The sequence below is a fragment of the Streptomyces kanasensis genome (assembly GCF_043077165.1).
GTDB lineage: Bacteria > Actinomycetota > Actinomycetes > Streptomycetales > Streptomycetaceae > Streptomyces > Streptomyces changanensis.
This window is the reverse complement of record NZ_JBIBSF010000003.1, coordinates 229,054-254,531: the sequence shown is the minus strand read 5'-3', so window position 1 is coordinate 254,531 and position 25,478 is coordinate 229,054. Positions and strand designations below refer to the sequence as shown.

22 protein-coding genes are annotated in these 25,478 nt (G+C 73.1%); 16 read left to right on the top strand and 6 right to left on the bottom strand.

The annotated features are described in order from the left end of the window. The first annotated feature begins 430 nt into the window (after nt 1–430). On the top strand, nt 431–1,006 hold the full coding sequence (gene dcd / locus ACF053_RS09910; RefSeq protein ID WP_391953408.1) for a dCTP deaminase: 576 nt from the start codon (nt 431–433) through the stop codon (nt 1,004–1,006). A 2-nt stretch (nt 1,007–1,008) separates the two neighbouring features. Next, complete coding sequence (locus ACF053_RS09905; protein WP_058942423.1) at nt 1,009–1,506, top strand: phosphoribosyltransferase; 498 nt, start codon at nt 1,009–1,011, stop codon at nt 1,504–1,506. A 78-nt stretch (nt 1,507–1,584) separates the two neighbouring features. Here the strand turns inward: ACF053_RS09905 and ACF053_RS09900 are convergent, their stop codons facing one another. The 3 genes from ACF053_RS09900 to ACF053_RS09890 all read right to left on the bottom strand — a co-directional run bounded on the left by ACF053_RS09900 (nt 1,585) and on the right by ACF053_RS09890 (nt 5,761). Next, a complete protein-coding gene (locus ACF053_RS09900) occupies nt 1,585–2,535 on the bottom strand; it encodes a Yip1 family protein (RefSeq protein ID WP_391953407.1) in 951 nt (316 codons plus the stop codon). A gap of 307 nt (nt 2,536–2,842) precedes the next feature. Next, nucleotides 2,843–5,131 carry a heterodisulfide reductase-related iron-sulfur binding cluster gene (locus ACF053_RS09895; RefSeq protein ID WP_391953406.1) on the bottom strand — a complete coding sequence of 763 codons (2,289 nt, stop codon included), beginning with the start codon at nt 5,129–5,131 and terminating at the stop codon, nt 2,843–2,845. Between the two features lie 153 nt (nt 5,132–5,284). Then, on the bottom strand, nt 5,285–5,761 hold the full coding sequence (locus ACF053_RS09890; RefSeq protein ID WP_391953405.1) for a sugar transferase: 477 nt from the start codon (nt 5,759–5,761) through the stop codon (nt 5,285–5,287). A 250-nt stretch (nt 5,762–6,011) separates the two neighbouring features. On the opposite strand from ACF053_RS09890, the gene dnaK reads away from it, so the two are divergent. From dnaK to ACF053_RS09870, 4 genes are all read left to right on the top strand, one after another. Next, nucleotides 6,012–7,865, top strand: coding sequence for a molecular chaperone DnaK (dnaK, locus tag ACF053_RS09885; protein ID WP_391953404.1), 1,854 nt, complete (start codon nt 6,012–6,014; stop codon nt 7,863–7,865). Next, entirely contained in the window at nt 7,862–8,521 is a 660-nt protein-coding gene (grpE, locus tag ACF053_RS09880) for a nucleotide exchange factor GrpE (protein ID WP_391953403.1), read from the top strand. Before dnaK ends, grpE begins: the two co-directional genes overlap by 4 nt. A 75-nt stretch (nt 8,522–8,596) precedes the next feature. Continuing rightward, nucleotides 8,597–9,784, top strand: a complete 1,188-nt coding sequence (gene dnaJ, locus ACF053_RS09875; protein ID WP_391953402.1) for a molecular chaperone DnaJ — start codon at nt 8,597–8,599, stop codon at nt 9,782–9,784. Nucleotides 9,785–9,788: 4 nt separating this feature from the next. Then, a complete protein-coding gene (locus tag ACF053_RS09870) occupies nt 9,789–10,241 on the top strand; it encodes a heat shock protein transcriptional repressor HspR (protein ID WP_391953401.1) in 453 nt (150 codons plus the stop codon). Nucleotides 10,242–10,586: 345 nt separating this feature from the next. On the opposite strand, the gene ACF053_RS09865 is transcribed toward ACF053_RS09870, so the two are convergent. Beyond that, nucleotides 10,587–11,624 carry a helix-turn-helix transcriptional regulator gene (locus ACF053_RS09865; RefSeq protein ID WP_198549346.1) on the bottom strand — a complete coding sequence of 346 codons (1,038 nt, stop codon included), beginning with the start codon at nt 11,622–11,624 and terminating at the stop codon, nt 10,587–10,589. Between the two features lie 370 nt (nt 11,625–11,994). Here ACF053_RS09865 and ACF053_RS09860 point away from each other — a divergent pair, with 370 nt between their 5' ends. After that, complete coding sequence (locus ACF053_RS09860) at nt 11,995–12,312, top strand: (2Fe-2S)-binding protein (protein WP_391953400.1); 318 nt, start codon at nt 11,995–11,997, stop codon at nt 12,310–12,312. 159 nt (nt 12,313–12,471) lie between these two features. On the opposite strand, the gene ACF053_RS09855 is transcribed toward ACF053_RS09860, so the two are convergent. After that, a complete protein-coding gene (locus ACF053_RS09855; RefSeq protein ID WP_391953399.1) occupies nt 12,472–12,885 on the bottom strand; it encodes a pyridoxamine 5'-phosphate oxidase family protein in 414 nt (137 codons plus the stop codon). Nucleotides 12,886–13,008: 123 nt separating this feature from the next. Here ACF053_RS09855 and clpB point away from each other — a divergent pair, with 123 nt between their 5' ends. Continuing rightward, nucleotides 13,009–15,594 (top strand): ATP-dependent chaperone ClpB, encoded by a 2,586-nt coding sequence (gene clpB / locus ACF053_RS09850; protein WP_391953398.1) that lies wholly within the window; start codon nt 13,009–13,011, stop codon nt 15,592–15,594. Between the two features lie 141 nt (nt 15,595–15,735). Continuing rightward, nucleotides 15,736–16,266: a type III secretion system chaperone family protein gene (locus ACF053_RS09845; protein WP_391953397.1), complete on the top strand. Its 531-nt coding sequence runs from the start codon at nt 15,736–15,738 to the stop codon at nt 16,264–16,266. A gap of 118 nt (nt 16,267–16,384) precedes the next feature. Here ACF053_RS09845 and ACF053_RS09840 read toward each other — a convergent pair whose 3' ends face one another. After that, a complete protein-coding gene (locus ACF053_RS09840; RefSeq protein ID WP_391953396.1) occupies nt 16,385–17,566 on the bottom strand; it encodes a pyridoxal phosphate-dependent aminotransferase in 1,182 nt (393 codons plus the stop codon). A gap of 149 nt (nt 17,567–17,715) precedes the next feature. On the opposite strand from ACF053_RS09840, the gene ACF053_RS09835 reads away from it, so the two are divergent. The 7 genes from ACF053_RS09835 (at nt 17,716) to fbaA (ending at nt 25,407) form a co-directional block, all read left to right on the top strand. Then, a complete protein-coding gene (locus ACF053_RS09835; protein WP_391953395.1) occupies nt 17,716–17,937 on the top strand; it encodes a hypothetical protein in 222 nt (73 codons plus the stop codon). Between the two features lie 710 nt (nt 17,938–18,647). Further along, a complete protein-coding gene (locus tag ACF053_RS09830; RefSeq protein ID WP_391953394.1) occupies nt 18,648–19,247 on the top strand; it encodes a DUF2617 family protein in 600 nt (199 codons plus the stop codon). 254 nt (nt 19,248–19,501) lie between these two features. Further along, entirely contained in the window at nt 19,502–21,145 is a 1,644-nt protein-coding gene (locus tag ACF053_RS09825; protein ID WP_391953393.1) for a polyamine aminopropyltransferase, read from the top strand. Between the two features lie 291 nt (nt 21,146–21,436). Next, entirely contained in the window at nt 21,437–22,408 is a 972-nt protein-coding gene (locus tag ACF053_RS09820) for an SRPBCC domain-containing protein (protein WP_391953392.1), read from the top strand. Nucleotides 22,409–22,599: 191 nt separating this feature from the next. Beyond that, on the top strand, nt 22,600–23,391 hold the full coding sequence (locus ACF053_RS09815) for an aldose epimerase family protein (RefSeq protein ID WP_391953391.1): 792 nt from the start codon (nt 22,600–22,602) through the stop codon (nt 23,389–23,391). Nucleotides 23,392–23,640: 249 nt separating this feature from the next. After that, nucleotides 23,641–24,189, top strand: a complete 549-nt coding sequence (pyrE, locus tag ACF053_RS09810) for an orotate phosphoribosyltransferase (protein ID WP_058942468.1) — start codon at nt 23,641–23,643, stop codon at nt 24,187–24,189. A 177-nt stretch (nt 24,190–24,366) separates the two neighbouring features. Next, entirely contained in the window at nt 24,367–25,407 is a 1,041-nt protein-coding gene (gene fbaA, locus ACF053_RS09805) for a class II fructose-bisphosphate aldolase (protein ID WP_391953693.1), read from the top strand. Nucleotides 25,408–25,478 lie beyond the last annotated feature (71 nt).

Sequence of the window (25,478 nt, the reverse complement as noted above, 5' to 3'; positions counted from 1 at the left end):
GTGCCGCGTGGAGCGGTGTCCTGTTGATCCCCTAATGTGGCCTTCTCGTCCACCGCTTGTCTTGGGGAAAGGGCCTGATGGACACCATGGAGCGAACCGTCGTCCGCTGTGCCGAGGGGCACGTGTTCAGTACCGCGACGTTCCCGATGCAGAACCTCGGCGCCGGGCGGATCGGGCCCGGGCGGCTCATCCGGTGTCCCCGGTGCGCGCGGCTGCGGCATGCCGTGCCGGTGGGGCTCGCCGAGCAGAGGTAGAGCCGGGGCAGGGCGGCGGCGCGGCCCAGGTACGGCCGACAAGGAGCAGGGGTAGGGCGGCGCGGGGGTCGGGCCGGTTCGATCGGCAGGGTGGCCCCCGGCTGCCGGTTTCGCGTCCGGGGCGCGCGCGTCCGTCCGATTGGGGCGGGCCCGCGCGCTCTGCGTATCCTCGGGACGTGCTTCTCTCAGACAAGGACATCCGGGCCGAGATCGAATCCGGCCGGGTGCGCATCGACCCGTACGACGATTCCATGGTGCAGCCCTCGAGCATCGACGTGCGGCTCGACCGCTACTTCCGGGTGTTCGAGAATCACCGTCACCCCCACATCGACCCCGCCGTGGAGCAGGCCGACCTCACCCGCCTGGTCGAGCCGGAGGGGGACGAGGCGTTCATCCTGCACCCCGGGGAGTTCGTGCTGGCCTCGACGTACGAGGTCATCTCCCTCCCCGACGACCTCGCCTCCCGGCTGGAGGGCAAGAGCTCGCTGGGCCGGCTGGGGCTCGTCACGCACTCCACGGCCGGGTTCATCGATCCTGGGTTCTCCGGACATGTGACCCTGGAACTGTCGAACCTCGCGACCCTGCCGATCAAGCTGTGGCCGGGGATGAAGATCGGCCAGCTGTGCATGTTCCGGCTCAGCTCGCCGGCCGAGTTCCCGTACGGCAGCGAGCGGTACGGGTCCCGGTACCAGGGGCAGCGCGGGCCCACGGCCTCGCGGTCCTTCCAGAACTTCCATCGGACGCAGGTGTGAGCATGAGTGGTGTACGGGAGAACCTCACCTACGAAGGGTTCGGGCGCGCCGTGCGCGAGCTCGCCCAGACCGTCGCGGACGACGGCTACGAGCCCGACGTGGTGCTCTCCATCGCGCGCGGTGGCGTGTTCGTCGCGGGCGGCCTCGCATACGCCCTGGACTGCAAGAACATCCACCTGGTGAACGTCGAGTTCTACACCGGCGTCGGCACCACGCTGGAGATGCCGGTCATGCTCGCGCCCGTGCCGAACGCGATCGACTTCAGCAACAAGAAGGTGCTGATCGCCGACGACGTCGCCGACACCGGCAAGACGCTGAAGCTCGTGCACGACTTCTGCCTGGAGCACGTCGCCGAGGTGCGCTCGGCCGTCATCTACGAGAAGTCGCACTCGCTGGTGAAGTGCGAGTACGTCTGGAAGCGCACGGACGACTGGATCAACTTCCCGTGGAGCGTGGAGAAGCCCGTCGTGCGGCGGTCCGGTCAGGTCCTGGACGCCTGAGCGCGTCGGTCGTCACACGGAAGAGGGCCCCGCAGGGGGCCCTCTTCCGTTCGTGCGGCGCGGCCGCGGCGGCGTCCGCTACAGCGTGCCCAGCTTGATCAGCGACAGCAGCGCCACCAGCTGGATCGACGACGCGCCCAGGGCCTTCGGCCAGTGCAGGTCGTGCGATTTGCTCACCATCGAGGTGAAGAGCGCGCCCGCCGCCAGCCAGGACAGCCAGCCGATGACCTGGACCAGTGAGTTCTCACCGCCCAGGAAGAGCGCGAACAGCAGCCGCGGGGCGTCCGTCATCGCCATGATGAGCATCGACAGGCCCACGGTCGGCTGCCAGGCGCCGTTGCCGCCCAGCTGGCGGGCGAGGGTGTGCGTGACCGCGCCGAGGATGAGGCCGCCGACCACGAACATGACCCCGGTCAGCAGGACGTACGGGATCGCGGTGGAGATCGTCGCGCTGATCGCCTCCTCCCGGGCCTTGTCGAAGCCGAAGAGGGCCAGCAGGCCGTACAGGAACGTCACGATCAGCGCCGGCGGCCACACGGGGTGGTCGCGCATCTGCCAGAACGTCGGGCCGGGCCGCATCACGATGCCGCTGAGCAGCTGCTTCCACGGCAGTCGCGGGCCCGAGGGCGCGGCGGAGCCCGCCTGGTAGGTGTCCGCAGGGCCGTAGGGGTCCTCGCCGACGCTGAACACCTGGGTGTGACCCGGGTTGTTCGCGGCGTGCGGGTGGGAGCCGTACGGCTGCTGGGGCGCGTGCTGCTGCTGGTACGGGTCGCCGAAGTACTCGGGCTCCCCGTACGGCTCGCCGCCCTGCTGGCCGCCGTGTCCGCGGGTCCCGCCGTTTCCGCCGGGCCCGGCGTAGGGGCGGCCGCCCTGCGACCACTGCTGCTGCGGGGACGGCGACGGGGATGGGTACGACGGAGGGGGCGCCGCCGCGCCGCCGTGCGGTCCCTGCCGCGTCTGCGGCGCCTGCCGCGGTCGTTGGTGCGGGGTGCGGTTGTCCCGGCCGCGTCCGATCCTGAATCCAGCCACGTCAACGAACGTACCCGGTTCCGCGCGTACGGGCGTACACGGCCGGTCGCCGGGGGGCGTTTGCTGCCGACCTGTGACATCCCCTAGGGGGCGTCAGATCGCCGTGGGTGGGGGTGGGGTGGGGTGACACGGGGGGCTGCGGGTGTACGGGCCGGGGCGGCCACGACGCCCCGGCCCGTACACCCGCAGCCGCCGCAGCCCGCCGCCCCGGCCCGCAGCCGCCGCCAGCCCGCCGCCGGTACGCCGAACGGCCGGGTCCGCCCGTGGGGGCGGCCCGGCCGTTCGTGGTGGGCTGTGCGCGGCGCGGCTACTGCGCCGGCTGAGGCTCCTGCGTCGGGTCCGACTCCGGGGCGTCCGCCTCGGGGGCGGCCGGCGTCTTGACCGAGTCCAGCAGCAGCTGCGCGACGTCCACGACCTGGAGGGACTCCTTCGCCTTGCCGTCGTTCTTCTTGCCGTTCACGGAGTCCGTGAGCATGACCAGGCAGAACGGGCAGGCGGTGGAGACGATGTCCGGGTTGAGGGAGAGGGCCTCGTCGACGCGCTCGGTGTTGATGCGCTTGCCGATGCGCTCCTCCATCCACATCCGCGCGCCGCCGGCACCGCAGCAGAAGCCGCGCTCCTTGTGGCGGTGCATCTCCTGCTGGCGCAGGCCCGGGACGGCCGACATGATCTCGCGCGGCGGCGTGTAGACCTTGTTGTGGCGGCCCAGGTAGCACGGGTCGTGGTAGGTGATCAGCCCGTCCACCGGGGTGACCGGGGTGAGCCGGCCCTCGTCGATGAGGTGCTGCAGCAGCTGCGTGTGGTGGATGACCTCGAACTCGCCGCCCAGCTGCGGGTACTCGTTCGCGATCGTGTTGAAGCAGTGCGGGCAGGTCGCGACGATCTTCTTGGCCGACTTGGGCTTCCTCGTCGACTCGTCCTCGTCGTCCTCGCCGAACGCCATGTTCAGCATGGCGACGTTCTCCTGGCCGAGCTGCTGGAACAGCGGCTCGTTGCCGAGGCGGCGGGGGGAGTCACCGGTGCACTTCTCGTCGCCGCCCATGATCGCGAACTTGACGCCCGCGATGTGCAGCAGCTCGGCGAAGGCCTTGGTGGTCTTCTTGGCCCGGTCCTCCAAGGCGCCGGCGCAGCCGACCCAGTAGAGGTAGTCGACCTCGGAGAGGTCCTCGACGTCCTTGCCGACGATCGGGACCTCGAAGTCGACCTCCTTGGTCCACTCGACGCGCTGCTTCTTCGCCAGGCCCCAGGGGTTGCCCTTCTTCTCCAGGTTCTTGAGCATCGTGCCCGCCTCGGACGGGAACGACGACTCGATCATGACCTGGTAGCGGCGCATGTCGACGATGTGGTCGATGTGCTCGATGTCGACCGGGCACTGCTCGACGCAGGCGCCGCAGGTGGTGCAGGACCACAGCACGTCCGGGTCGATGACGCCGTTCTCCTCGGCGGTGCCGATGAGGGGGCGCTCGGCCTCGGCCAGGGCGGCGGCCGGGACGTCCTTCAGGGCCTCGGCGGACGCCTTCTCCTCGCCGTCCGCGGTCTTCCCGCCGCCGGCCAGCAGGTACGGGGCCTTGGCGTGGGCGTGGTCGCGCAGCGACATGATGAGGAGCTTCGGGGAGAGCGGCTTGCCCGTGTTCCAGGCGGGGCACTGCGACTGGCAGCGGCCGCACTCGGTGCAGGTCGCGAAGTCGAGGATGCCCTTCCAGGAGAAGTGCTCGACCTGGCTGACGCCGAAGACGGTCTCCTCGGCGCCCGCCTCGTCGTCGAAGACCGTCTCGAAGTCGATCTCCTTGCCGCCGGACGTCATCGGCTGCAGGGCGCCCAGCGCGGTCTCGCCGGTGGCGTTGCGCTTGAACCAGATGTTCGGGAAGCCGAGGAAACGGTGCCAGGCGACGCCCATGTTGGTGTTGAGCGAGACCGTGATCATCCAGATCAGGGAGACGCTGATCTTCACCATGGCGGCGAGGTAGACGAGGGTCTGCAGCGTGCCCGTGGACAGCCCGTCGAAGGCGAGGACGAGCGGGTAGGAGACGAAGTACGCCGCCTCGTAGGAGTCCACGTGGTGGAGGGCGCCCTCGAGGCCGCGCAGGACCAGGATGACCAGGCCGATGGTGAGGATGACGTACTCGACGAAGTACGCCTGCCACGCCTTGGAGCCGGCGAAGCGCGACTTGCGGCCGGCGCGGGACGGCAGGCTCAGCAGGCGGATCACCATCAGGACGACGATGCCGAGGACCGTCATCAGGCCGATGGCCTCGATGTACATCTCGAACGGCAGGAAGCCGCCGAGGACCGGCAGCATCCAGTCGGCCTGGAAGAGCTGGCCGTAGGCCTGCGCCAGCGTCGGCGGCAGGGTCAGGAAGCCGACCGCGACGAACCAGTGCGCGAAGCCGACGATCCCCCACCGGTTCATCCGGGTGTGGCCGAGGAACTCCCGGACCACGGTGACCGTGCGGGCCTTCCAGTCGTCGGTGCGGCGGCCCGCCGGCACGGGCTGGCCGAGCCTCACGAACCGGTAGATGTGCGCGATCGCTCGGGCAAAGAGCGCAACGCCGACCACGGTCAGGGTCAGCGACACAATGATCGCGGCGAGTTGCATGGGGGCTCCTCGGGCCTGCGAGGTGGGGGATCCGGTACTACTAAGCGGTAACTTATTGGGTTCGGTGCTGAGCGTACCCAGATATTCCGCCGCACTGTAGCCGCGTGCGCGGTGATCTGCGTCGCTCAGGTGAGCCTGACCGGCGCCGTCCGTTCAGTCCCGGGGTCGTGGGCCGGCGAGCAGCGCGACCGGGGTCCGCAGGAGCAGCGCCACGTCCGTTCCCACCCCATGGTGCTCCACGTAGTGCTGGTCGAGCATCAGCGGCTCGTTCCAGGGCAGCGGCGAACCCCGTCTCACCTGGGCCAGTCCGGTCAGGCCGGGGCGTACCGCGCCGCGCCAGTGCGCGTCGGCGCCGGGTGCGCCGGGCGGCAGCGGGGCGGGGCCGACCAGGGACATCTCGCCGCGCACGACGTGGACCAGCCGGGAGAGCGCGTCGAGCCGCAGTCGCCGCACCGGCAGGGTGCGCAGGACGAACGGGCGGCCGTGCAGGCCGACGGCCGTCTCGTGGACGAGGAGGCCGCCGGCGGGGCGGGCGAGCGCCCGTGCCGCCGCCGCGGCGAGCAGGAGGGGCGCGGCCAGCGTCAGCAGGACGGAGCCGAGGACCAGGTCAAGGGCGCGCTTGGAGTGCATGGCGACCACCTCATCGTTCCGCGTTGCTCAGGATTCTTACCGATTCACGGCTTATGCCCGGATAGTGCCGGTGTGCTGAACAATAGGCGGGGTAGGGCTGTCCGTCGGGCCCGCGAGGCTGCGTGTCGACGGGTCCTTGCGCATAAGGGCGGGATAAAAGTTGAGTGCGCTCGACTCAGGTCTGTTGACGTGGGTACGAGGGTCGTGCATCCTTGAGCCTGTTCCACTCAAGTCAGTTGGAGGAATCGAAATGGCACGTGCGGTCGGCATCGACCTGGGCACGACTAACTCCGTCGTCAGCGTTCTGGAAGGCGGCGAGCCCACCGTCATCACCAACGCCGAGGGCGCCAGGACCACGCCGTCCGTCGTCGCCTTCGCCAAGAACGGCGAGGTCCTCGTCGGCGAGGTCGCCAAGCGGCAGGCCGTCACCAACGTCGACCGGACCATCCGCTCGGTCAAGCGCCACATGGGCACGGACTGGAAGATCGAGCTCGACGGGAAGAACTTCAACCCGCAGCAGATCTCCGCGTTCATCCTGCAGAAGCTGAAGCGGGACGCCGAGGCGTACCTGGGCGAGAAGGTCACGGACGCGGTCATCACCGTCCCGGCGTACTTCAACGACTCCGAGCGCCAGGCCACCAAGGAGGCCGGCGAGATCGCGGGCCTGAACGTCCTGCGCATCGTCAACGAGCCGACGGCCGCCGCCCTGGCGTACGGCCTCGACAAGGACGACCAGACGATCCTCGTCTTCGACCTCGGTGGCGGCACCTTCGACGTCTCGCTGCTGGAGATCGGCGACGGCGTCGTCGAGGTGAAGGCCACCAACGGCGACAACCACCTCGGTGGTGACGACTGGGACCAGCGCGTCGTCGAGTACCTGGTCAAGCAGTTCCAGTCCGGGCACGGCGTGGACCTGTCCAAGGACAAGATGGCCCTCCAGCGCCTCCGCGAGGCCGCCGAGAAGGCCAAGATCGAGCTGTCCTCGTCCACCGAGACCTCGATCAACCTGCCCTACATCACGGCGTCCGCCGAGGGCCCGCTGCACCTGGACGAGAAGCTCACGCGCGCCCAGTTCCAGCAGCTCACCGCGGACCTGCTGGAGCGCTGCAAGATCCCGTTCCACAACGTGATCAAGGACGCGGGCATCCAGCTCTCCGAGATCGACCACGTCGTGCTCGTCGGTGGCTCGACCCGCATGCCGGCCGTCGCCGAGCTCGTCAAGGAGCTGACCGGCGGCCGCGAGGCCAACAAGGGCGTCAACCCGGACGAGGTCGTCGCCATCGGCGCCGCCCTGCAGGCCGGCGTCCTCAAGGGCGAGGTCAAGGACGTCCTGCTCCTCGACGTCACCCCGCTGTCCCTCGGCATCGAGACCAAGGGCGGCATCATGACCAAGCTCATCGAGCGCAACACCACGATCCCGACCAAGCGGTCCGAGATCTTCACGACGGCCGAGGACAACCAGCCGTCCGTGCAGATCCAGGTCTACCAGGGCGAGCGCGAGATCGCGGCGTACAACAAGAAGCTCGGCATGTTCGAGCTCACCGGCCTCCCGCCGGCCCCGCGCGGCGTCCCGCAGATCGAGGTCGCCTTCGACATCGACGCCAACGGCATCATGCACGTGACCGCGAAGGACCTGGGCACGGGCAAGGAGCAGAAGATGACCGTCACCGGCGGCTCCTCGCTGCCGAAGGACGAGGTCGACCGGATGCGCCAGGAGGCCGAGCAGTACGCGGAGGAGGACCACCGCCGCCGCGAGGCCGCCGAGACCCGCAACCAGGGCGAGCAGCTCGTCTACCAGACGGAGAAGTTCCTCGCCGACAACGCCGACAAGGTGCCCGGTGACGTCAAGGCCGAGGTCGAGACGGCGGTGGGCGAGCTCAAGGAGAAGCTGAAGGGCGAGGACACCGCGGAGATCCGCACCGCCACCGAGAAGGTCGCGGCCGTCTCCCAGAAGCTCGGCCAGGCCATGTACGCCGACGCCCAGGCCGGCCAGGCGGCCGGCGGCGCCCAGGCCGACGCCGGCGACACCGGTGCCAAGGGCGACGACGACGTCATCGACGCCGAGATCGTCGACGACGAGAAGCCGAAGGGTGGGGCCGCATGACGGAGGAGACCCCGGGATTCGAGGAGAAGCCCGACGTCCCCTCCGGCGCCACCCCTGACGACGCCGCCGAGGCCGCCGAGACCCCTCCCGCGGAGGAGGGCGCGGCGGCCCCGGCCGGGGACGCGAACGACACGGACCAGTCGGCCGGCGCGACCGCCCAGCTGGACCAGACCCGCAGCGCGCTCGCCGAGCGCACCGCGGACCTCCAGCGGCTCCAGGCGGAGTACCAGAACTACCGCCGCCGCGTCGACCGGGACCGGGCCGCGGTCAAGGAGGTCGCCGTCGCGACGCTCCTGACCGAGCTGCTGCCCGTGCTCGACGACATCGGCCGCGCCCGGGAGCACGGTGAGCTGGTGGGTGGCTTCAAGTCGGTCGCCGAGTCGCTGGAGACCACCGTCGCCAAGATGGGCCTCCAGCAGTTCGGCAAGGAGGGCGAGCCCTTCGACCCGACGGTGCACGAGGCGCTCATGCACTCGTACGCGCCGGACGTCACCGAGACGACCTGCGTGGCGATCCTGCAGCCCGGGTACCGCATCGGCGAGCGGACCATCCGGCCCGCGCGCGTCGCCGTGGCCGAGCCCCAGCCGGGCGCGGCGCCGGCCGCGAAGGACGAGCAGCCGGGCGACGAGGAGAACGGTGGCCCCGACGAGGGCTGACAGCCGGCGGGCCGGCGGTCTTCGGACCGCCGGCCCGGTGGCTGACGCAGTGATCGTCCGGGAGGAGGGACGTCGATGAGCACGAAGGACTTCGTCGAGAAGGACTACTACAAGGTCCTGGGCGTCCCCAAGGACGCCACCGAGGCCGAGATCAAGAAGGCGTACCGCAAGCTCGCCCGGGAGTTCCACCCGGACGCCAACAAGGGCGACGTGGCGGCCGAGGCGCGCTTCAAGGAGGTCTCCGAGGCGAACGACGTCCTCGGCGACCCCAAGAAGCGCAAGGAGTACGACGAGGCGCGCGCCCTCTTCGGCAACGGCGGCTTCCGCCCCGGTCCCGGCGGCGCCGGCGGCTCGTTCAACTTCGACCTGGGTGACCTCTTCGGCGGTGCCCAGGGCGGCGCGGGCGGTGCCGGCGGCTTCGGCGGCGGGCTCGGGGACGTCTTCGGCGGCCTGTTCAACCGGGGCGGCGCCGGTGCCGGCCCGGGCACGCGGACACAGCCGCGCCGCGGCCAGGACATCGAGTCCGAGGTGACGCTCAGCTTCACCGAGGCGGTGGACGGGGCCACGGTCCCGCTGCGCATGTCCAGCCAGCAGCCCTGCCAGGCGTGCTCCGGCACCGGCGACAAGAACGGCACCCCGCGGGTCTGCCCGACCTGTGTCGGCACCGGCCAGGTCTCGCGCGGCGGCAGCGGCTCGTTCTCGCTGACCGACCCGTGCGTGGACTGCAAGGGCCGCGGGCTCATCGCCCAGGACCCGTGCGACGTCTGCCACGGCAGCGGCCGCGCCAAGTCGTCGCGCACCATGCAGGTGCGCATCCCGTCGGGTGTCTCCGACGGCCAGCGGATCAGGCTGCGCGGCAAGGGAGCCCCCGGCGAGCGGGGCGGACCGGCCGGCGACCTGTACGTGATCGTCCACGTCGACAGCCACCCCGTCTTCGGCCGCAAGGGCGACAACCTCACCGTCACGGTCCCCGTCTCCTTCGCCGAGGCGGCGCTGGGCGGCGAGATCAGGGTGCCGACCCTCGGCGGGCCTCCGGTCACGCTGAAGATCCCGGCCGGCACGCCCAACGGCCGGACCATGCGCGCCCGCGGCAAGGGCGCCGTCCGCAAGGACGGCACGCGGGGCGACCTGTTGGTGACCGTCGAGGTCGCCGTGCCCGAGGGGCTGAGCGCCGAGGCGCGCGAGGCCCTGGAGGCGTACCGTCGGGTGACCGCGGACGAGGACCCGCGGGCGGAGCTCTTCCAGGCCGCGAAGGGGGCTTGACGCAATGGACGCACGCCGACGCAACCCGTACGAACTGACCGACGAGACTCCGGTGTACGTCATCTCGGTGGCGGCCCAGCTGAGCGGGTTGCACCCGCAGACGCTGCGCCAGTACGACCGGCTGGGACTCGTCTCGCCGGACCGTACGGCCGGGCGGGGACGGCGCTACTCGGCCCGCGACATCGAGCTGCTCCGACAGGTGCAGCAGCTGTCGCAGGACGAGGGCATCAACCTGGCCGGAATCAAGCGCATCATCGAGCTGGAGAACCAGGTCGCCGCGCTGCAGGCGCGGGTGGCCGAGCTGTCGGCGGCGGTCGAGGGTGCGGCGGCGGCGATACGCCAGCGCGAGGCCCAGGTCCACGCCTCGTACCGGCGCGACCTGGTGCCGTACCAGGACGTGCAGCAGACGGGCGCGCTGGTCGTGTGGCGCCCGGGTACGCGCCGGGGCGGCGAGTAGCCCCCGCGGCGCGGTGGTGGGCGCGGCGCGTTCGGCGTGCGGCGTCCGCCCGTGGACGTGTCGAACGCCCCCTCTCCGGAGGGGGCCTTCCGCATGCCTGGTCCGGGCCGTGCGGGTCCGGTCCGGGTCGGGCGGTGTCGGGTGCAAGGCCGCCCCTTGTGCGGGCCGGTCCCGTGCGGGTGGGGCGGGTCCCGCGGGGGTCCGGGCCGGGCCGGGCCGGGGTGCGAGGTCGCCCTCGTGCGGGTCCGGGTCGCCCTCGTGCGGGTCCGGCCGTGCGGGTGCGGGTCGGGCCCGTACGGGGTCCGGCCGGGCGGGTCCGTGCGGGGGTCCGGGGTCGGCGGGGCGTCAGTCGTGGCCGCGCGGCGGCTCCTCCGGGCCGGGGGTGCGGGGGGTGAGGTCCTGGTCCTGGTCGAGGATGCCGGAGCGGGCGATGAGGTAGCCGAGCTGGGCGCGGCTGCCGCTGCCCAGGGTGGAGGCGAGCTTGGCGATGTGGGCGCGGCAGGTGCGGACGTTCATGCCGAGCCGGCGGGCGATGGCCTCGTCGACGTGGCCCTCGACGAGGAGCTTGGCGATGGACCGCTGGATGCCGCTTATGCCGTTGAGGGCGGGGGCGTACGAGACGACCTCCTCCTCCCACGGGATGCCGTGCAGCCAGAACTGCTCGAACACGCCGACGAGGTACTGCACCAGTCCCTCGTGCCGCAGCTCCAGGGCCACCTGGCGGTCGCTGCGGGCCGGTATGAAGGCGACCTTGCGGTCGACGATGATCAACCGGTCGATGATCTCCTCCAGCGTGCGGACCTCCAGTCCGTACGGCGTGATCCGCTCGACGTACCCCATGGTCGCCGAGTGGTGCCGCGCGGTGTGCTGGTAGAGGGTCCGCATTCGGACACCGCGGCCCAGCAGGGGCTCCACCCGCCGCAAGGCGGCCTTGACAGTCTCGGGTTTCCGCCCGCTGCCCGGCTGGATGGTGAGGAGTTCGACCGCGCACTCGTCCGTCACGCGGTCCAGTTCGGCGTTGATGACCGCCAGACCCTCCAGGACGTTGATCGCCGCACTGGTGCAGGGGGCCGCCGCGGGGATCGTCATGAACGGCTCGAATGCATCGGCCAACGACAGGGCCCGCTGCCTGCGCTGCTGGATCTCCCGCTCGATGGGGTGTATCAGCTGGTTGAGGGCGATGGACGGGGGCACGGGCCGCAGCCACTGGGAATCGTCCGGATCCGGATGCAGCAGGGCGAGGTCGATGAGGCAGGGCGCCGCGTCGACCTCCGTACGGGCTATCCGGCCGGCGCGCAGGGCGGCCGCGTACAGGTGCTTTCCGGCTTCGCACAGCTCGTCATGACTGTGCCCGGTTTCCGGATTGTCCACCTTAGACCGCATCTGCACCCCCCTCAGGGTCCTGTATTTCAGGAACATGATGCCTGTACTGGCTGGTGGAAGCGTTCGGAGTGAGCCATCGTCATAGACGCGGGGGAGGAGGTAAGGACAAAAAGAGGTGGAGATCGTCCATGACCAGGATGGTTCGTGCACTTAGCGCCATAGCTGTCGCCGCGGCGGCCGCGTGCGGTGTCGCCGCCCTCAGCGGCGAGCCGTCGTGGGACACGGTGTCCGCGAACAGCGTCGTCGCAGGTGAGCCTGCGTGGGAGGTCGGGCCGGCGGGCATCCCTGAGCCTTCGTGGGAGGTCACCCCGGCGACCTTCGGGGAGCCCTCTTGGGACAGTGCCGACTCCACGCCGACGGGTGTCGCCGCATGAACGTCCCCGACGACTCCCGATTCCGCCGCGAGATGGCGTCCGCCTACCGTTCCGGGTGGCACTTCATCGACCTCGTCACCGCAGTCCCCCAGGGTGGCGATTCGTTGATGGTCACCCTCTTCGGGGAGCCGATCGTCATCACCCGCGGCGACGACGAGGACATCCGCGCCTACCGGTGCCTCCGTCGGCCGCGCGGTGCGCCGCAGCCCGTCCGCTGCGCCATCCGCTACGGAATGATCTTCGTCAACCTCGACCAGCGGGACCATCAGCTGGTCGAGGCCGAGACCCCTACCGCCACCCCCCGCAGCGCCTGAGCGATTCCCCCGTCGTTGTAGATCGCTCAGGTGCTTCCCCCACACAGCGGCGCCATCGTGGACCTGAAACACGATGGCGCCGCTGTGCTGTCCGCGCGCCGCGGTCCGGCCCCGCGGCGTGTGCCCCGCGCGTCCGCCGGGCCCCGCGCGTCCCTCGGTCTAGGCCCGTCCCATCGCGCGGGTGAGCGTGATCTCGATCACGACCCGGTCCGGGTTCGGCGCCGGGGTGCGCCCGTACCGCTCCGCGTACCGCGCGACGGCGTCCGCGACGACGTCCGGTTCCGTGCGGACCACGGCCAGACCCTCCAGCGTCGCCCAGCGGCCCGCGGCCACCTGGCACACCGCGACACGGGCACCGTCGGACCCCGCCGCCAGCACGTTCGCCACCTTGCGGCTGTGCTTGTTGGTGATCACCCGGGCCACGCCCCGCGCGCCGCCGTCGGGGTCGTAGGTGACGCCGACCGGCACCACGTGCGGCGAACCGTCGGGGCGGTGGGTCGTCAGCGTGCACATGTGGCGCTCGCGCCAGAAGCTGACGTAGGAGGCGCCGGGGTCCCGCAGGTCGATGGCCATGTCCGGAACCTACCGGCGGCTGCTGGCCCCCACCACCTTGAGTGGAATAGACTCAACTTTGTGGACGTTGGCTGAGTCATAAGCCGGGACGACGCATCAGCAGCCGAGGAGGACCCAGTACCCGTGGACGCCGAGCTGACCAACAAGAGCCGGGACGCGCTGAACGCCGCGACCAACCGTGCCGTGTCGGGCGGGCACGCCGACCTGACGCCGGCGCACCTGCTGCTGGCGCTGCTCTCCGGCCAGGACAACGAGAACCTCACCGACCTGCTCGCCGCCGTCGACGCCGACCAGGCGGCCGTACGCGCCGGGGCGGAACGGCTGCTCGCCGGCCTCCCCAGCGTCACCGGGTCGACCGTCGCCCCGCCGCAACCCAACCGCGACCTGCTCGCCGTGGTCGCCGACGCCCAGGCCCGGGCGCGCGAGCTCGGCGACGAGTACCTCTCCACGGAGCACCTGCTCGTCGGCGTCGCGGCCAAGGGCGGCGCCGCGGGCGAGCTCCTCACGCGGCAGGGCGCGACCGCCGGGAAGCTGCTGGCCGCCTTCACCCGCGCGCGGGGCAGCCGCCGCGTCACCACGCCGGACCCCGAGGGGCAGTACAAGGCGCTGGAGAAGTTCGGCACGGACCTCACCGCCGCCGCCCGCGAGGGCCGGCTCGACCCGGTGATCGGCCGCGACCAGGAGATCCGCCGCGTCGTGCAGGTGCTCTCCCGCCGCACCAAGAACAACCCCGTCCTCATCGGCGAGCCCGGCGTCGGCAAGACCGCCGTCGTCGAGGGGCTCGCCCAGCGGATCGTGAAGGGCGACGTCCCCGAGTCGCTGCGCGACAAGCGGCTGGTCTCCCTCGACCTGGGCGCCATGGTCGCCGGCGCGAAGTACCGCGGCGAGTTCGAGGAGCGGCTGAAGACCGTCCTGTCCGAGATCAAGGAGAGCGACGGCCAGGTCGTCACCTTCATCGACGAGCTGCACACGGTCGTCGGCGCGGGCGCCGGCGGCGACTCCGCGATGGACGCGGGCAACATGCTCAAGCCCATGCTGGCCCGCGGCGAGCTGCGCATGGTCGGCGCGACCACCCTCGACGAGTACCGCGAGCGCATCGAGAAGGACCCCGCGCTGGAGCGCCGCTTCCAGCAGGTCCTGGTCGCCGAGCCGACCGTCGAGGACACCATCGCCATCCTGCGCGGCCTCAAGGGCCGCTACGAGGCGCACCACAAGGTGCAGATCGCGGACTCCGCGCTCGTCGCCGCCGCGACCCTCTCCGACCGGTACATCACCTCCCGCTTCCTCCCCGACAAGGCCATCGACCTCGTCGACGAGGCGGCCTCCCGGCTCCGCATGGAGATCGACTCCTCGCCCGTCGAGATCGACGAGCTCCAGCGCGCCGTCGACCGGCTGCGCATGGAGGAGCTGGCGCTGAAGAACGAGAGCGACCCCGCCTCCGTGCAGCGGCTGGAGAAGCTGCGCCGCGACCTCGCCGACAAGGAGGAGGAGCTGCGCGGCCTGACCGCCCGCTGGGAGAAGGAGAAGCAGGGCCTCAACCGCGTCGGCGAGCTGAAGGAGAAGCTCGACGACCTGCGCGGCCAGGCCGAGCGGGCCCAGCGCGACGGCGACTTCGACACCGCCTCCAAGCTGCTCTACGGCGAGATCCCGGCCGTCGAGCGCGAGCTGGAGGAGGCCAGCGAGGCCGAGCAGGAGGCCGCCAAGGACACCATGGTCAAGGAGGAGGTCGGCCCGGACGACATCGCCGACGTCGTCGGCTCCTGGACCGGCATCCCCGCCGGCCGCCTCCTGGAGGGCGAGACGCAGAAGCTGCTGCGCATGGAGGAGGAGCTGGGCCGGCGGCTGATCGGCCAGAGCGAGGCCGTCCGGGCCGTCTCCGACGCCGTGCGCCGCACGCGGGCCGGCATCGCCGACCCCGACCGGCCGACCGGCTCGTTCCTCTTCCTCGGCCCGACCGGCGTCGGCAAGACCGAGCTGGCCAAGGCGCTCGCCGACTTCCTCTTCGACGACGAGCGGGCCATGGTCCGCATCGACATGTCGGAGTACGGCGAGAAGCACTCCGTCGCCCGGCTCGTCGGCGCGCCCCCCGGCTACGTCGGCTACGAGGAGGGCGGGCAGCTGACCGAGGCGGTGCGCCGCCGCCCGTACAGCGTCGTCCTGCTGGACGAGGTGGAGAAGGCCCACCCGGAGGTCTTCGACGTCCTCCTGCAGGTCCTCGACGACGGGCGGCTCACGGACGGCCAGGGCCGCACGGTCGACTTCCGCAACGCCATCCTGGTGCTGACCTCCAACCTGGGCAGCCAGTACCTGATGGAGCCGACGACGACGGAGGCCGAGAAGCGGGAGCAGGTGCTGGAGGTCGTGCGGGCCTCGTTCAAGCCGGAGTTCCTCAACCGGCTGGACGACATCGTCGTCTTCGCCGCGCTGAACCGCGACGAGCTGGCCCGGATCGCCCGCCTCCAGATCGGCCGCCTGGCCCGCCGCCTCGCCGAGCGGCGGCTCACCCTGGACGTCACGCCCGACGCCCTGGAGTGGCTCGCCGTCGAGGGCAACGACCCGGCCTACGGCGCGCGCCCGCTGCGCCGCCTGGTGCAGACCGCCATCGGCGACCGCCTCGCCCGCGCCATCCTGTCCGGCGCGATCACGGACGGCGACACGGTCCGTGTGGACCGGACGGACGACGGCCTGTCGGTGGAACCGGTCCGCTGACGGCGGACCCCAGGGCCCGTGCCGTACGGGGGCGCCGGGGCGGCCCGTGTCAGCCCGCAGCGGATCGGGGCCGGTCGGGCTTGCCACCGACCGCCCACGATGGGGGAGGATGGCGGCTATCCGTACGAAGGGAATTACCCGGTGAGCATCGACCCGTCCTCGATTCCGAATTTCGGGGGACAGCCCCAGCCTCAGGCCGAAGGACCGGCGGGCCCCATCGTCCCCGACCAGGACCTGGTGAAGCAGCTCCTGGAGCAGATGGAGCTCAAGTACGTCGTCGACGACGAGGGTGACCTCGCGGCGCCGTGGGAGGAGTTCCGCACCTACTTCATGTTCCGCGGCGAGGCGGAGCAGCAGGTCTTCTCCGTCCGCACGTTCTACGACCGGCCGCACCCGGTCGAGGACCGCACGAAGATCCTGGAGACGATCGACGACTGGAACCGCCGCACCCTGTGGCCCAAGGTGTACACGCACCTCCACGAGGACGAGCAGGGCGGCGCCACGATCCGGCTCATCGGCGAGGCCCAGATGCTGATCGGCACGGGCGTCAGCCTGGAGCACTTCGTGTCGTCCACGGTCAGCTGGGTGCGCGCGTCGATCGAGTTCGACAAGTGGCTCCTGGAGCAGCTGGGCCTGGAGCCCGGTACGCCCACCGAGGGCGACGAGGTCTGAGCACCCCCGCCCCCTCGGGCGTCCCGCGGTACCCGGTCCGGCCGGGGCGGCGGCCCATGACGGGCCGCGGCCCCGGCCGGACCCGTTCGGAGCCGGGCCGGGCCCTGCGCCGTGTCCGTCACAGCCGCGCCAGGCGCTCGGCCGCCTCCCGCAGCACGGTCTCGCCCTTGCAGAAGGCGAGCCGCACCAGGGTGCGCCCGGTCTCCGGGTGGTCGTAGAAGACGGCGTTCGGGATGGCGACGACCCCGCACCGCTCCGGCAGCGACCGGCAGAAGGCGACCCCGTCCCGTGCGCCCAGCGGGGCGGCGTCGGCCGTCACGAAGTACGTGCCGCGCGGCCGGTACACCCGGAAGCCCGCGGCGGTCAGCCCCTCGGTGAGGATGTCCCGCTTGGCGGCGAGGTCGGCGCGCAGCGACGCGAAGAACGCGTCCGGCAGCCGCAGCGCCTCGGCGACGGCGTACTGGAACGGCCCCGACGCCACGAAGGTCAGGTACTGCTTCGCCGTGCGCACCGCCGCCGTCAGCTCGGGCGGCGCCGTGAGCCAGCCGACCTTCCACCCGGTGAACGAGAACGTCTTGCCGGCCGACGAGATCGTCACCGTCCGCTCCCGCATCCCCGGGAACGACGCGATCGGCACGTGCTCCGCGTCGTCGAAGACCAGGTGCTCGTAGACCTCGTCCGTGACGACGAGCAGGTCCCGCTCGACCGCGAGCGCCGCCACCGCGGCCAGCTCGTCCCGGGTGAGGACGGTGCCGGTGGGGTTGTGCGGGGTGTTGAGCAGGATGAGCCGGGTGCGGTCGGTGACGGCGGCGCGCAGCTCGTCCAGGTCGAGGACGAAACGGCCGCCGTCCGGGTCGGGGCGCAGGGTCACCGGGACGCGGGTGCCGCCGGCCATGGCGATGCACGCGGCGTACGAGTCGTAGTACGGCTCCAGGGCGACGACCTCGTCGCCCGGCTCGACCAGCGCGAGCAGGGACGCGGCGACCGCCTCCGTCGCCCCGACGGTGACCAGGACCTCCGTGTCGGGGTCGTAGGAGAGGCCGTACCGCCGCCGCTGGTGCTCGGTGATCGCGGTGCGCAGTTCCGGGACGCCGGGGCCGGGCGGGTACTGGTTGCCGCGGCCCTCGCGCAGGGCGCGGACGGCCGCCTCGCGGATCTCCACGGGGCCGTCGGTGTCGGGGAAGCCCTGGCCGAGGTTGATCGCGCCGGTGGCGGTCGCCAGCGCGGACATCTCGGCGAAGATCGTGGTGCCGAACGGGGCGAGACGGCGGTTGAGCGGTGCTCTGGTCATGGGCGCCATCCTGCGGTGAAGCGCGGGCGGCCTCAAGGGCGCGCGCGGGCCGTAGGGCGTCCGGGCGGAAACCTCTGGAGTTGCTCAAGTCGCGATTCGGCGGGGGCGGGGGACGGGCATTCCCCAGGCACACCACACACGGGGGAGGGTGATCGGACATGGAGTTCATGGCGGTCTTCGGGGGACTTGCACTGATGGCGGTGGTCATCCGCTTCGTCGGGACCCGCGGCGGCGCGTCCCGGCGGGGCCGGCGGGGGCGCCACTCGTCGTCGACCGGCGGCGGCGCGGGCGGCTGGTGGGACGGTGGCGGGGGCCACTCCTGCGGCGGCGGTTCGTCGTGCGGCGGTGGCGGGGGCGGCGGTTGCGGCGGCGGTTCCTGACCGGCGGGGGCGGACGCATGACCGGGATGTTCGTCATGGGTGGCGCGCTGCTGCTGATGATGGTGGGGTTCGTGGCCCTCACCACGGGGGGCGGGGGCGCCGGCGGGGGCCGGACGGCCCGCCGCCGGACGGCCGGCACCGGGAGGACCCGCGCCGGGAGTACCGGCGCAGGGGGAGTCCGGTCCGACACGGCGAGCGGCGGGGGCGTCCGGTTCGACGCCGGGAGCGGTGTCCCGGGCGGCGGTGACGGCCCGGGGGGCGGCACCGGCGGCGGGGGCGGCGCGCCGTCGTGCGACGGCGGCGGGGGCGGGGGCGGCGGCTCGCCCGGCGGCTCCTGCGACGGGGGCGGGGGAGGGGGCGGGTGCGGAGGCGGCTGACACGGGGCAGCCGGTCCGCATCCACGGCGGGGCGCCCGGCGGGGAGAACTTCCGCCGGGCGCGCCTCCGTTGTGTGTTTGCGCGCCTCTGGCCGCGGTTTCCGGTGAACACGTGAACCGTCAGGCCCCCGAGGGGATGGAACCGGCGCAAAGTTGGGTAAAGACGCTGTGAGCCTCGCGGGGTTCGTGATTGCCTCGCTGTCGAGACATCGAGCCCTCGGACCTCGTGTGGACCCCGAGCCGGTACCTCCAGCCCCCCGAACGTCTTCCGAACGTCTTCCGGGACGACGTCCCCGGTCCACCCGTCACGTCACCGTGCTTGCGGAGCTGACTCATGCTCACCACCCTGCAGACCGCGTACACCGACACGCGCGCAGCCGACCTGGCCTGGGCGTTGGGGCGCGAGCCGCTGCCCGCCCTCGCCGTCCTGGACCTCGAACTGTCCGGCGCCACACTGCAACTGAGACTGCTCGGCGCGTCCCACCAGGTCCTCCTGGAGGAAGGGGACACCAGATGCTCGGAGACCGTCGCCTGCATGCCCGGCAGCAGCACGCCCCTGCCGCTGGGCGCGGCGGAGCGGATCGGCGGTATGGAGTACGAGTTCGCGGCGCGCGTCGAGACGCTGTCGCAGGGCGCGTTCGCCGGGCGCGCGCAGGAACTGCTCGCGCTCGTCGCCGACCACCCGCACGGCCTGGCCGGGACGTTCCCCGGCTCGCCGCACGCGTTCACCGCGATGCTGGCGCAGCGGTACGACGGCGGGGTGCGATGGCGCACGTGGCACGCGTACCCGCAGGAGGGGCAGCTCGTGGTGACGCGGACCAGCGTGCGGCGCGACCCCCGGGCCCGGCGCCCGGACGGCGGGGCCGCCCGGTTGCGCCGCGAGGGCGGTGCCGCGTCCGGCGGCCCGCTGGTGCGCGGGGCCGCCGGTGGGTGACGGGGTGCCGCTGCGCGGGGCCGCCGGGGGTTGAGCCGCCGGTGGTCGACGGGGTGCCGGAGCGCGCGGCCGCCGGTCGCCCGGGGCCTGCTGATGGCGCCACCGGCAGGGGCCGGCCGCCGACCAGCCGGGGTCCGCTCCGGCGGCGGCCCGGGGCCGGTCCGCACGGCTGTCGGGCGTTCCATGCCTCGGACGCCCCGGTAGCACTCGTGTGGGTGACGAAGCGTGAGTGGAACGCGACGTAGCGTGGACGCATGCTCGAAGCGCCCGCCTCGCCGACCGCGGCGCCGCCCTCCTCGGAGGACGCGGCGCCCGGGCCGCCGGGGCCGCGCGCCGGCCGCCCCCTGGTCCTCGCGGCCGTCTTCGTCTGCGCCGCCTGCGGACTGGTCTACGAGCTCCAACTGGTCGCCCTCGCCTCGTACCTGATCGGCGACTCCGTGACCCAGGCGTCCGTCGTGCTGGCCGTCATGGTCTTCGCGATGGGCGTCGGCTCCCTGCTCGCCAAACGGCTGCGCCGCCGGGCGGCCGTGGGCTTCGGGCTGCTGGAGGCGGTGCTCGCCCTGGTCGGCGGCTGCTCCGGGCTCGCGCTGCACGCCTCGTTCGCCTGGCTGGGCGGCGCGCGGCACACGCTGGTCGTGCTCTCCCTCGTCACCGGGGTGCTGATCGGCGCCGAGATACCGCTGCTGATGACGCTGATCCAGCGCGTCTCGCCGCGCGCCCGCCAGGACGCCGACGGCACGGTCGCGGACCTGTTCGCCGCCGACTACGTGGGCGCGCTGGTCGGCGGGCTCGCCTTCCCGTTCGTCCTGCTGCCCTGGCTCGGTCAGCTCACCGGCGCGCTCCTGACCGGCGTGGTGAACGCCGTGGTGGGCGGGGCCATCGTGCTGTGGCTCTTCGCCCGCGACCTGTCGGGTCGCGAACGGCTGCTGCTCGTCTGCGTCAACGCCGCCGTCCTCGGTCTGCTCGCCGTCGCCGCGCTGCTGGTGGAGGACTTCGAGCGGGCCGCGCGCCACGCCGTCTACGGCGCGCACGTCCGCGTCGCCGTCCGCACGTCCGTGCAGGAGGTCGTGCTGACCGGCACCCGGCACGGACCGCCCGACCTGTACCTGGACGGGCGGCTGCGGATCAGCGGCGGCGACGGGTACCGCTACCACCAGGCCCTGGTCCACCCCGCCATGCGCGGCCGCCACACGCGCGTGCTGGTCCTCGGCGGCGGCGACGGGCTCGCCGCGCGCGAGGTGCTCCGCTACGCCGACGTGGCGCACGTGACCGTCGTCGAGGTGGACCCGGGCGTCGTCCGGCTCGCCCGCACCGATCCGGCCCTGGCCCGGCTGAACGCCCACGCGTACGACGACCCCCGGCTGCGGGTCGTCCACGCCGACGCGTTCCGCTGGCTCAGGACCGCGCCGCGCACCGCGCCGTACGACGTCGTCGTCGCGGACCTGCCGCACCCGGGGAGCACCGCCGGCGCGAAGCTGCACTCGCAGGAGTTCTACGGCCTGACCGCGCGCGTGCTCGCCGCCGGCGGCCGCCTCGCCGTCCACGCCGGGCCGGTCGCCGCGCGGCCCTCCGTGTACTGGACGGTGGAGGCGACGCTGCGCGCCGCGGGTTTCGCCACCCGGCCGTACGCCGTCACGGACCGACCGACCGGTCCCGCCGGCGGCCCCGGCCGCGCGCCCGACGGGTCCGCGCGTCCCCCGCGCGACTGGGGCCTCCTCCTGGCCGCGCCCGCCTCCTCGCGCAGGCCGGGCCCGCCCGCCCTCGCGCCCGCCCCGGGGGCACCGGCGCGGGACGCGCCGACGCAGGGCGCCCTGGCGGCCGCGGCACGCCGCGCGGAACGGACCCGCGTGCCGGCCCTGCCCCCGTCGACCCTGACCCACCCCCGCTACGGCCGATGACCGGGGCCGGACGGGGCCGACGGCCCGCCGGGACCGGGCCGGTGGGGCCGGTCGGGCCGGTCGGGCCGGCCGTGCCCGGCCGGGGCCGAGCGGGTGCGGTGGAGCCGGGCGGGTCGGGGCCGACGGGTCCGGTGGGCGGCCCCGGTCGGGCGGGCGGCCCGTACGGGGAGGCGGCCGGCGCCGGCGGCCCCTGGCGGGACGCGGCCGGCGCCGGCCCCTGACGCGGTCGGCGGGTGATCGGTGGCGCGCGGAGCGGGGACGGGACGGCCCGGCGTGGGTAGGCTCGCTCCCATGGAGCATGAGGTGTTCGTTCCGGTTGCCGAGCCGCCCCTCCGCGACCTGCTGGCCGACCCGGCCCGCGTCGCCCGCTGCGTCCCAGGGCTCCAACAGGACGCGGACGGCGCCGCGGGGCCGCTGTCGGGCCGCCTCCGGGTGCGCGTCGGCGGGCACACCATCACCTACCGCGGCGAGCTGCACCTCACCGCCCGGGAGGACGGCGCGTACGCCGTCGAGGGCGAGGGCTCCGAAGTGCGCGGCGGCGGGGCGGTGAAGGTCGCGCTGACCGCCCGGCTCACTCCGGCGGAGGACGGCACCACCCTGGCCTTCACCGGTTCCGCCGGCGCCGAGGGGCGCCTGGCCGAGCTGCCGGACGACGCGGTCACCGCGGCGGCCCAGCGCCTGCTGGACCGTTTCGGCGAGGCCCTCGCCCGCGGCGCGGCCGCCCCGGCGGCCCCGGCCGCCGCCGCGGGCCCGCAGGACGGCGTGACCGGACCGGACGGCGCGGGCGACGCGGACGGCCCCGGCGACGTGGACCACGACGGGGTCGACGACGGCGCAGTGGAGCCGACCGCCGCCGACGCGGCCCCGGGCGCCGCGGGCGACACCGCCGCCGACGCCGCCCACACCGACGCCGGTGACGACGCGGCCGACGACGAGGCCGGCCGGCGCCCCACCGTCTTCGACACGCCGGTCCCGCCGCCCTCCCTGGACCCGGACGCCCTGGACCCGTTCGCCGTCGACGGCTTCCCGCTCGACGAGACGGTCCCCGGCGAGCCCGCCGTCGAGGCCGCACACGCCCGGCGGACCATGATCGGCCGCAGTGCCGAGGAGGTCGACCACTCCCCGCCCCGCGGCAGGTACGCCCCCGTGCCCGGCCCCGACCACCGGGTCGGTTCCGCCGCGCTGCGCTGGCTCGCCCCCGCCGCCGCGCTCGCCATCGCCTCGGCGGTCGTCGTCGGCCGCGCCCTGCGCCGCCGCGGCTGAGGGACCCGGACCCCTCCCGGGCGGTGTCCCGCCGGTCGCACCGGGCGCGCGTGTCCGGCACGGCACGCCCGCCCGTGCCCCTCGGACCCGGCAGGTGCCCCGCCGCGCCGGGGCACCGTCGGCCGCCCACGCCACCGGATACCGCTCCCTGATCCGACCCGACCGACGGGACACCCCCTAGGGTCGGAGGGGTGAGCATGAGTGAGAACGTCCGGCTGGCCGCCGGAGACGTCGAGTTGACCATCACACCCGCCAACGGCTGCCGGTTGGCCGGCCTGCGCGTGGCCGGTGCGGAACTGCTGCGGCAGGGCGAGCGGTACGGCTGCTTCCCGATGGTGCCCTGGTGCGGACGCACCGACCGGGGCGTCTTCCTCAACGGCGCGACCCGGCACCGACTGCCGCTCAACGCGCCCCCGCACGCCATCCACGGCACCGGCCGCGACACCGCCTGGCGCACGGCCCGCGCGGACGGGACGGAGGCGGTCTTCACGTACGACCTGGCCGATCCGTGGCCGTACACCGGCCGGGTCACGCAGACCGTCGAGCTGACCGACTCCTCGCTCACGCTGCGGCTGGGCGTCGAGACGTACGACGACTCGTTCCCCGCGCAGGCCGGCTGGCACCCGTGGTTCAACCGGACCGTCCACGGCAGCGAGGTGGCCCTCGACTTCGCCCCCGCCTGGCAGGAGGAGCGCGGCGACGACCACCTCCCCACCGGCCGGCGCGTCGACCCCCGGCCCGGCCCCTGGGACGACTGCTTCGGCATGCCCGACGGCGTCAGCGCCACGCTGACCTGGCCCGGAGTGCTGGAGCTCGAGGTGGCGAGCCGCTCCCCGTGGGTCGTCGTCTACGACGAGCAGGAGGCCGCCGTCTGCGTCGAGCCGCAGTCGGGTCCGCCGAACGGGCTGAACACCCACCCGCGGCTCGTCACCCCCATCGACCCGCTGGAGGTCGCCACCACCTGGACCTGGCGCCGCCTCTGACGCGCGGGCCGCGCCCCCTCCGGCTCCGGCCGCCGCCTCCGACGCGGGACGCGACCGGCAGGAGCGGGACGGACGCGGGCGACCGGAGCGGTGGGGCCGGACCGGCCGCCGCGGGACGGCACCGGCCGCCGCGGGACGCGACCGGCCGGTGCGGGAGGCCAGTGGTCGGCGCCGGGGTGCGGGCGGTCGGCGCCGGGTGCGGGCGGCCGGTCGTGCCCGGCGCGGACGGTGCCGCTTAAGCTCGTGGGCATGACTGACGTACGAGCCGATCTGCTCCGGCAGATCAAGGACAAGGCCGTGGTGCACGGCAAGGTGACCCTCTCCTCGGGTCTGGAGGCCGACTACTACGTCGACCTCCGCCGGATCACGCTGGACGGCGCCGCCGCGCCGCTCGTGGGTCAGGTCATGCTCGATCTGACCGCCGACCTCGACTTCGACGCGGTGGGCGGCCTGACCCTCGGCGCCGACCCCGTCGCCACGTCGATGCTGCACGCGGCCGCCGCCCGCGGCCGCGCCCTGGACGCGTTCGTCGTCCGCAAGGCCGCCAAGGCGCACGGCATGCAGCGCCGCGTCGAGGGCCCGGACATCAAGGGCCGCCGCGTCCTGGTGGTGGAGGACACCTCCACCACCGGCGGCTCCCCGCTGACCGCCGTCGAGGCGGTCCGCGAGGCGGGCGCCGAGGTCGTCGCCGTCGCGACGATCGTGGACCGGGCGACCGGCGCCGGCGAGAAGATCAGCGGCACCGCCGGGGTGCCCTACCGGTACGCCTTCGCCCTGGACGAGCTGGGCCTCGGCTGACCCCCGGCCGCTCGACCTGCGGCTTCTTCGACGCGTGCGCCGTTCCCCGGGGAACGGCGCACGCGTCGTGCGTCACGGCGCCGTCCGGGGGGTGGAGCCCGCGGGGCCGTCTGGGAAGATGGGTGCGACGATGACGTCGCCCCCAGGTCAGGGATCAGCAACGCTACGCAACCGCAGATCACAAGGAGCGGACAGATGCCCATCGCAACCCCCGAGGTCTACAACGAGATGCTCGACCGGGCGAAGGCAGGCAAGTTCGCCTACCCGGCCATCAACGTGACGTCGTCGCAGACCCTGCACGCCGCCCTGCGCGGCTTCGCCGAGGCCGAGAGCGACGGCATCATCCAGATCTCGACCGGTGGCGCGGAGTTCCTGGGCGGCCAGCACAACAAGGACATGGTGACCGGCGCCGTCGCGCTCGCCGAGTTCGCCCACATCGTCGCCGCGAAGTACGACGTCACCATCGCCCTCCACACCGACCACTGCCCGAAGGACAAGCTCGACGGCTACGTCCGCCCGCTGATCGCGGTCTCCGCCGAGCGCGTCGCCAAGGGCGAGAACCCGCTGTTCCAGTCCCACATGTGGGACGGCTCCGCTGAGACCCTCGCCGACAACCTGGCCATCGGCCGCGAGCTCCTCGCGCAGGCCGCCGCCGCCCGGATCATCCTCGAGGTCGAGATCACCCCGACCGGCGGCGAGGAGGACGGCGTCACCCACGAGATCAACGACGAGCTGTACACCACCGTCGACGACGCCGTCCGCACCGCCGAGGCCCTCGGCCTGGGCGAGCAGGGCCGCTACCTGCTGGCCGCGTCCTTCGGCAACGTCCACGGCGTGTACAAGCCGGGCAACGTCGTGCTCCGCCCCGAGCTGCTGAAGGACCTCCAGCAGGGCGTCGCCGAGCGCTTCGGCAAGGCCGACCCGTTCGACTTCGTCTTCCACGGCGGCTCCGGCTCGACCGCCGAGGAGATCGCCACCGCGCTGGAGAACGGCGTCGTGAAGATGAACCTCGACACCGACACCCAGTACGCCTTCACCCGTCCGGTCGCGGACCACATGTTCAAGAACTACGACGGTGTCCTGAAGGTCGACGGCGAGGTCGGCTCGAAGAAGACGTACGACCCGCGCACCTGGGGCAAGCTGGCGGAGGCGGGCATGGCCGCGCGCGTCGCCGAAGCCTGCCAGGCGCTCCGCTCGGCGGGCACCAAGCTGAAGTAGTCGCCGCCACGGCGACCGGCCGGGCCCGGCACCGCGAGCGCGCGGTGCCGGGCCCGTGCCCGTGGCCGGCC

Coding starts and splice junctions, on each gene's coding strand:
- ACF053_RS09905 (WP_058942423.1), top strand. CDS start 1,009: ATGAGTGGTGTACGGGAGAACCTCACCTACGAAGGGTTCGGGCGCGCC.
- grpE (WP_391953403.1), top strand. CDS start 7,862: ATGACGGAGGAGACCCCGGGATTCGAGGAGAAGCCCGACGTCCCCTCC.
- dnaK (WP_391953404.1), top strand. CDS start 6,012: ATGGCACGTGCGGTCGGCATCGACCTGGGCACGACTAACTCCGTCGTC.
- ACF053_RS09825 (WP_391953393.1), top strand. CDS start 19,502: ATGCTCGAAGCGCCCGCCTCGCCGACCGCGGCGCCGCCCTCCTCGGAG.
- ACF053_RS09855 (WP_391953399.1), bottom strand. CDS start 12,885: ATGGCCATCGACCTGCGGGACCCCGGCGCCTCCTACGTCAGCTTCTGG.
- ACF053_RS09870 (WP_391953401.1), top strand. CDS start 9,789: ATGGACGCACGCCGACGCAACCCGTACGAACTGACCGACGAGACTCCG.
- ACF053_RS09865 (WP_198549346.1), bottom strand. CDS start 11,624: ATGCGGTCTAAGGTGGACAATCCGGAAACCGGGCACAGTCATGACGAG.
- ACF053_RS09895 (WP_391953406.1), bottom strand. CDS start 5,131: ATGCAACTCGCCGCGATCATTGTGTCGCTGACCCTGACCGTGGTCGGC.
- ACF053_RS09830 (WP_391953394.1), top strand. CDS start 18,648: ATGCTCACCACCCTGCAGACCGCGTACACCGACACGCGCGCAGCCGAC.
- ACF053_RS09820 (WP_391953392.1), top strand. CDS start 21,437: ATGGAGCATGAGGTGTTCGTTCCGGTTGCCGAGCCGCCCCTCCGCGAC.
- ACF053_RS09890 (WP_391953405.1), bottom strand. CDS start 5,761: ATGCACTCCAAGCGCGCCCTTGACCTGGTCCTCGGCTCCGTCCTGCTG.
- ACF053_RS09840 (WP_391953396.1), bottom strand. CDS start 17,566: ATGGCGCCCATGACCAGAGCACCGCTCAACCGCCGTCTCGCCCCGTTC.
- ACF053_RS09835 (WP_391953395.1), top strand. CDS start 17,716: ATGGAGTTCATGGCGGTCTTCGGGGGACTTGCACTGATGGCGGTGGTC.
- pyrE (WP_058942468.1), top strand. CDS start 23,641: ATGACTGACGTACGAGCCGATCTGCTCCGGCAGATCAAGGACAAGGCC.
- dnaJ (WP_391953402.1), top strand. CDS start 8,597: ATGAGCACGAAGGACTTCGTCGAGAAGGACTACTACAAGGTCCTGGGC.
- ACF053_RS09860 (WP_391953400.1), top strand. CDS start 11,995: ATGAACGTCCCCGACGACTCCCGATTCCGCCGCGAGATGGCGTCCGCC.